The sequence below is a fragment of the Moorena sp. SIO3B2 genome (assembly GCF_010692525.1).
Classification (GTDB): Bacteria; Cyanobacteriota; Cyanobacteriia; order Cyanobacteriales; family Coleofasciculaceae; genus Moorena; species Moorena producens.
Window position 1 is genome coordinate 1 of the sequence record NZ_JAAHHE010000369.1, and the last position, 5,769, is coordinate 5,769.

8 protein-coding genes are annotated in these 5,769 nt (G+C 45.7%); 1 reads left to right on the forward strand and 7 read right to left on the reverse strand.

Annotated features, from left to right (window positions below; genetic code table 11):
• Nucleotides 1-29 precede the first annotated feature (29 nt).
• Nucleotides 30-869, reverse strand: a complete 840-nt coding sequence (locus F6K38_RS33810) for a phage baseplate assembly protein V (protein ID WP_287249915.1) — start codon at nt 867-869, stop codon at nt 30-32.
• Between the two features lie 82 nt (nt 870-951).
• Here F6K38_RS33810 and F6K38_RS33815 point away from each other — a divergent pair, with 82 nt between their 5' ends.
• The gene (locus F6K38_RS33815) at nt 952-1,188 is read left to right on the forward strand and encodes a hypothetical protein (RefSeq protein ID WP_271968665.1); all 237 of its coding nucleotides are present in this window, start codon (nt 952-954) and stop codon (nt 1,186-1,188) included.
• 4 nt (nt 1,189-1,192) lie between these two features.
• On the opposite strand, the gene F6K38_RS33820 is transcribed toward F6K38_RS33815, so the two are convergent.
• From F6K38_RS33820 to F6K38_RS43700, 6 genes are all read right to left on the reverse strand, one after another.
• Nucleotides 1,193-2,266 (reverse strand): phage late control D family protein, encoded by a 1,074-nt coding sequence (locus tag F6K38_RS33820; protein ID WP_287359472.1) that lies wholly within the window; start codon nt 2,264-2,266, stop codon nt 1,193-1,195.
• Between the two features lie 110 nt (nt 2,267-2,376).
• Nucleotides 2,377-3,189, reverse strand: coding sequence for a CIS tube protein (locus F6K38_RS33825; RefSeq protein ID WP_287359473.1), 813 nt, complete (start codon nt 3,187-3,189; stop codon nt 2,377-2,379).
• Nucleotides 3,180-4,655, reverse strand: a complete 1,476-nt coding sequence (locus F6K38_RS33830; protein WP_287359476.1) for a hypothetical protein — start codon at nt 4,653-4,655, stop codon at nt 3,180-3,182. Before F6K38_RS33830 ends, F6K38_RS33825 begins: the two co-directional genes overlap by 10 nt.
• The gene (locus tag F6K38_RS33835; protein ID WP_071105170.1) at nt 4,655-5,206 is read right to left on the reverse strand and encodes a phage tail protein; all 552 of its coding nucleotides are present in this window, start codon (nt 5,204-5,206) and stop codon (nt 4,655-4,657) included. The genes F6K38_RS33830 and F6K38_RS33835 overlap by 1 nt, the downstream gene beginning before the upstream one ends.
• Nucleotides 5,207-5,331: 125 nt before the next feature.
• The gene (locus F6K38_RS33840; RefSeq protein WP_287249922.1) at nt 5,332-5,508 is read right to left on the reverse strand and encodes a hypothetical protein; all 177 of its coding nucleotides are present in this window, start codon (nt 5,506-5,508) and stop codon (nt 5,332-5,334) included.
• 86 nt (nt 5,509-5,594) lie between these two features.
• Nucleotides 5,595-5,769: DUF6760 family protein (locus F6K38_RS43700; protein ID WP_353737248.1), on the reverse strand; the 175-nt coding region annotated here is incomplete at its 5' end.

Genomic DNA, 5,769 nt, shown 5'->3' on the forward strand with positions numbered 1-5,769 from the left:
CTGAAAGCTGATTGCTGAAAGCTGATTGCTTAATTAATTGATACCGTATTACCGGTAATCTTCACGTCTTTACTAGCTTTAAAATGCATCCCCTTCTTAGTTTCAATTTTGCTACCATTAGCATCAACTTTAAATGACTTATCTGTCTTCATATCCAGGTTATTCTTGGCAGTAATTTTGATATCTTCCTCGGAAATAATTTCGATACCCTTACCACCAAGTTTAAGTTTACCTTCCTTAGACTCAATGGTAATTGAATTCTCTTTGGTATTAATAATAATACTATTCTTGCCAGTTTTATCAATCACCTCAATTTTTTCTTTACCTTTAGTATCATCTAAACGAATAGCATGACCACTTTGAGCAATTACTTCAATTTTCCCTTTTTCCTTAGTATCATCTAAACGGATAGTATGTTTATTATGGGAAATTACCTCAACTTTTTCTTTATCTTGAGTATCATCTAAGCGAATAATATGACCACTACGGGACTTAATTGTGCGCTTATTAATCATTTTCTTTTTCCCATCTCCCTTCCCTTTTTCAGGAGACTCAGGGGGTTTATCTCTGCCATTCCAAAGCCCTCCTAGGATATAGGGAAAATTGATATCACCTTGTTCAAAAGCTACCAGTACCTCATCATTCACCTCTGGCAAAAAATAAATACCACGGTCATTACCAGCCATGGGAGTTAACACCCTAGCCCAATAACTTTCATCATCATCTGAGAGCCAAGGAAACTTGACCTTGACTCGCCCCAAGTTTTCCTGATCGCCGTTGTTGGTAACTATTCCCATAGTCACCCCATAGAAACGACCTCGGATTTCAGGGGGACCTAGCAAATTAGTCAGTAAATCGATGCTTGTCATAATTGGTGATTGGTGATTAGCTTACTCGATATAGCGCTATGGGCAAGGCAAGAGGCAAAAGGCAAAAGGCAAAAGGCAAAAGTTGACTACAAGAGCTTTTGCTGCGGGTGCATCTCAATGCATGCTGTTTGACCCGGTGGGTGGAACGGGCATCTTGCCCATGGTGCGTTACGGGCCGGGCTCTCTCAACCGATGTCAAGAGGGGGAAAATCAAGGGGAGCCCGTCCCTAACGCACCCTACGCCTCTTGCCTCTTGCCTCTTGCCTCTTGCCTCTTGCCTCTTGCCTCTTGCCTCTTGCCTTTTGCCTCTTGCCTATAAAAAATCATGACGTCCCATTCCTCCTAACCTTAAATGCTGTGCGATAACCTCGTTTATGGGAATAGGTATGGGTGGTGGAGGTCACATAGTAGTCACCACTAAACTGTTTGCCCACCCCTTGGATAGTAATAACGCTACCTGCTCGCAAGTCAGCGCGTCCGACACACAAGCCTTCCCCACGGATGTATTCTAGAGCCATGTTATTAAATCCCCCTTGAGCGATTTGCTCAGCTTCTTCTCGACTGAACACGGGGCGATACAAACGTTCGCTGGTTTTTTTTCCACTACCCAAAGCCTGGTCTACAGCCTTAGCACCGCTTTTGTTAGTACTAAAACCAGGGTTGGATCGCCCAATGAAGGCTTTCTTGTCCTTGGGGTTCCAACCGCGCACCTCCACCTGTCCCACCTGGGTCAAGCTGGTCAGTCGGGAAGAAAAACTGAGTAGATCCTTTCGTTGAACTAGAGTCAACACTGACTTGGATTTATCCTGATGGGGACGAAAATATAGTGTTTTATCTTGAACGACAACCTCATAACCAAGTCGTTGAGCACGGGTCTTAAGAAATTCCATGTCTGTTTGGTCATGCTGTAGTACATAGTCCAAAACCAGCGTTGTCGTTACTCCCCCATACTTTAGACCCGCTTGTTTAGCAATATCTCTAGCGATATCGCTGTCTTTCTTTTTAGTAAACGAGCGAGTCTTGTAACCCCGAAGCAATCGATGACTGTAGTCGTAGCCCCGCACTGTCAACAGAGGTATTTCCCCATGGGCAAATTCTGGTTCCAGACCAGTAATCTGACCGACCATCAGTTTTTGGAGCTTTCCTCTACTTCCTCCGTAGCCCATAAAAATCGTTACCTCATTGCCTAGTTTAAACAGTTGGGGATCAATCCACTCCTGCTGTTCTTGGTCCCAGTTGGCAAGCTTGATGGTAAACATAGTGGGAGTACTAACGTTTTCATCCACAATTACTGCCATCACATCAGACCGCAACTGTTGTCCCCTGATCAGAATTCTGAAACCAGGGACTGAGGTAGCGATGCTATTGGTACTAGTTCGAGGAGGTGTCGAGACCATGGTTAATTAGACTTCTTGCAGAAGTCGGGAACAGGGAACAGGGAACAGGGAACAGTAGACAAGAATTGACCTAAACACTATCAGAAAAATACTTTTGCAAGAGGTCTATTTTAGGTTTGATTAAGTACTGGGATGGTCAGAACTTGACCTGGTGTCAGGTCACGGGGATTACTAATCCCATTAGCCTTGGCAATCTCTCGCCAGACGCTGGGGTCATTATATTCAACACCCGCAATGCTGCTCAGAGTTTCTCCACGTCGCACAACGTGAATTGGGTCGTCATCCCGTGCTAGAGAACTCGGTCTTTGCCGTTCCTCATCCTCTTCCGGGATGAACTGGTGAAAAGTACAGTTGAGGGCTGCCCTGACTGGCATCCCATTGGATGTAAATAGGGTAAAACGTTGAGTTAGTTGTCCAAGATACCCCTTAAAAATTAGGTTAAATGAACCCCACCAGAGTTCACATACAGGAGGACGTTTCAAATCAGAGTCAATCAGAGTCAACTCAAAAATTTTATTAGTATACTGTCGAACATCTACTGCCGATGAAGCCCCTGCCGCCGATGCGATTAGTTTGAGGGAAGACTTAAGCCCCCCAGCTATACCCCCAGGTAGTCCTTCGTAGGTATCAAAAAATAGGTCAAGAGTCAGGGTTGCTGGATCCCCACCAATAAATTTAGTATCACCGCGATCGCGGTTTTTGAGAGTTTCATGACGCCATTGGGTTGTCTTGGTAATTTGAATTTCATTAGGATTGAATAGAGGCATTGGTTTGTTTTCTGGAAAAACCATCTGCCACCGTTTTCCTGGCTGCTCCTTGAGGATGGTCAATTTATCTAACTCTGCCCCGGAGAAGCGACTTGTTGATCGTTTACTTTGGCTTAGGGTTTTTTGGGCTAGATTTTTAAACGGTGTTAATGCCATTGGGTTAATCCCCTCCGCTCACTTTCTATGGTCAGATTCTGCATCAGTTTATGGTGTACTTTGTCTACTAATTCATCGACATCAATGTCCTCGAAAGACTGACTACTTGTGGTAGCGCTTGTGGTATTTTCTGATGCTTTCTGAATCACGGTAGTTGACTGTAACCTAGTAGTTGATAGAGGTGTTGATACTGATGCACCGTTGGCAGATGGCATTCTTTGGATAACTCCAGAGCCATTATCAGCAATAGAGGGCGAACTACTAACTCCTAGTCCGTTGCCAGCAAATGACGTTCTATTCACCCCAGAGGCAGAAAAAATCAGGGGAGCAGATAATTGATAACCATCTTTTCCTGAAATTTCTCTAACCACCGGTCGCTCCGGGGTGCGTTGAATCAGTGGCTGGTTTCCCTGGGATGGGCTCTTGACTATCTCCTTGATCACTGGTCGCTCCGGAGTGGGTTGAATCAGTGGCTGGTTTCCCTGGGATGGGCTCTTGACTATCTCCTTGATCACTGGTCGCTCCGGAGTGGGTTGAATCAGTGGCTGGTTTCCTTCGGATGGGCTCTTGACTATCTCCTTGATCACTGGTCGCTCCGGAGTGGGTTGAATCAGTGGCTGGTTTCCTTCGGATGGGCTCTTGACTATCTCTTTGTTAAGCGATCGCATTGGGGACCGTTGAATCACTGGCGACTGGGTCAGTTTTCCCGAACTGCCTAGCGATCGCTTAGCCTGTAAAGTAGTTTTCTGATAGTGTTTGTCTAAATTCTTGTCCACTGTTCCCTGTTCCCTGTTCCCTGTTCCCGACTTCTGCAAGAAGTCTATGGGTTTGGCTTGGACAACTGGCCAGGATAACTCAGAAGATAGTCTAGTTTCCCTAGACGATTCAAGACCAGAAACTAGGGGTTTGTGATCAGAATCTACTTTCTGGGAATTCCTCTTAGTGGAGTTGACAAATTTTGCCTGGACAATCAATGGTTTTGTCCCCGATTTACCCCTTTCAGAGGGGATTGAATTTGAAGTTTGGGGTGTAGGATTTTCTCTAGATTTCTGGGAATTTGACCCTGTACTTTTTTGTACTGAGGTATCTTTATCGACCTGAAATCTAGTTGATATCAAAGGTAGTTCCTTACCTGTTTCTCTAGTTGGAGAAGCCACATTGGTAGAGGTAATTGGAGAAGTAACATGTCCCGTCTCTACCTGTTTTGCTGCTGGCCGGATTCGCTGAGCATACACGATCGGAACTGCTTCTGCTGATTGACCCTCTAACCGCTGCTGGCGTTGGATCAACTTACCCATTAAGGGCAGTCCATTGGTCATCCCTTGGACCCGGGAGATAATTGACCCTGCTATTTGAGTACCAATCACACCAGGGCTGACCATCGGGCGCAGGAGTCGTCGCGTCAGTTGTGGGTTGATACTCTCTGACCAAGTCTGATTGTTAGTGACCTGAGGTTGAGATGTCATCAAAGTCCTCCTGCTAGTCCAGCAACCGCTCGTCCTCCAGATAGTGCTTGACTCAGAAGTGGTTTGGTAATGCCCTTGTGAATTAACTCAATGGTCTCGAATGCAATCTCATTGCTGTTGGCATTAAACTCTGGACCAGTCCACTTCACTGGCAAAGCCTGCTTGAAATTCCAATACATGGCTGGTATCTGGTGGCGGTCTAGCAGCATAATTGTGCCATTTTTACGCTGAATTACACCTCGACTAGTGGCCTGATACCAATTCCATAGGCTATCGATGCCGGTTAGACCATGTTTGAAGATCAAATTCGGATACTTAGTTCGACCTACTAACTGATGAACATAACGATTCTGACCTCCCTCAGGACGTTCCTCTACCTCAATCTCACTTTCTAGACCCCTGACCTCACTAAACCCACCCGTTATTAACCCCCCAATTTCAATCAGGAAATTAAAGCCTTGGTACGGGTCAAGGCGAGCTCCCAACGCCCCAGTCAATCCAGCGTAAGCCGCATTTGCTCCTAAAGGCACAACCGATCCTAAACTTGCCATAACTCACTCCTAATGATTCAAGTTGAAAATTTATCCAAGGTAGGGAACAGGGAATAGGGAACAGGGAACAGGGAACAGGGAATAGGGAACAGTGATAAGATTTGACTCTCTGTTGATGCAGTTGCTCATGGCGCATGGGTCTGTGTGCAGAACCTGCCAGTGGCACAGGCCACAAGGGCTATCAAGTAACCCATAAGCTGAACGCGATCGCGTGCGCTAATCGCTGATAGCTGATAGCTGATAGCTGATAGCTGATAGCTGATAGCTGATAGCTGATAGCTGATAGCTGATACATTTCTCATAATAATGAGGTACACATAATTGTTTCCCTGCTCCCTGCTCCCTGCTCCCTTCTCCCTATTCCCTATTACCCATTACCCATTACCCATTACCCAATTACCTGCTCATTTAACTTCTCATTAATACTTGCTACTTCTGCCACCCAGCGCTGTCTTTCTTGATGATCCAGACTCATAATCTGGTCGTAGGACCAGTGCAAGTGATAAGCAATATAGGCTACCTCCTCTAACAGCCTCTCGGAGGGGTAGCAAGTTACTCCCCCA

Excerpts from the sequence above, each read along its gene's own strand:
- F6K38_RS33825 (WP_287359473.1), bottom strand. The coding sequence starts at position 3,189 with ATGGCATTAACACCGTTTAAAAATCTAGCCCAAAAAACCCTAAGCCAA.
- F6K38_RS33840 (WP_287249922.1), bottom strand. The coding sequence starts at position 5,508 with ATGAGAAATGTATCAGCTATCAGCTATCAGCTATCAGCTATCAGCTAT.
- F6K38_RS33810 (WP_287249915.1), bottom strand. The coding sequence starts at position 869 with ATGACAAGCATCGATTTACTGACTAATTTGCTAGGTCCCCCTGAAATC.
- F6K38_RS33835 (WP_071105170.1), bottom strand. The coding sequence starts at position 5,206 with ATGGCAAGTTTAGGATCGGTTGTGCCTTTAGGAGCAAATGCGGCTTAC.
- F6K38_RS33820 (WP_287359472.1), bottom strand. The coding sequence starts at position 2,266 with ATGGTCTCGACACCTCCTCGAACTAGTACCAATAGCATCGCTACCTCA.
- F6K38_RS33830 (WP_287359476.1), bottom strand. The coding sequence starts at position 4,655 with ATGACATCTCAACCTCAGGTCACTAACAATCAGACTTGGTCAGAGAGT.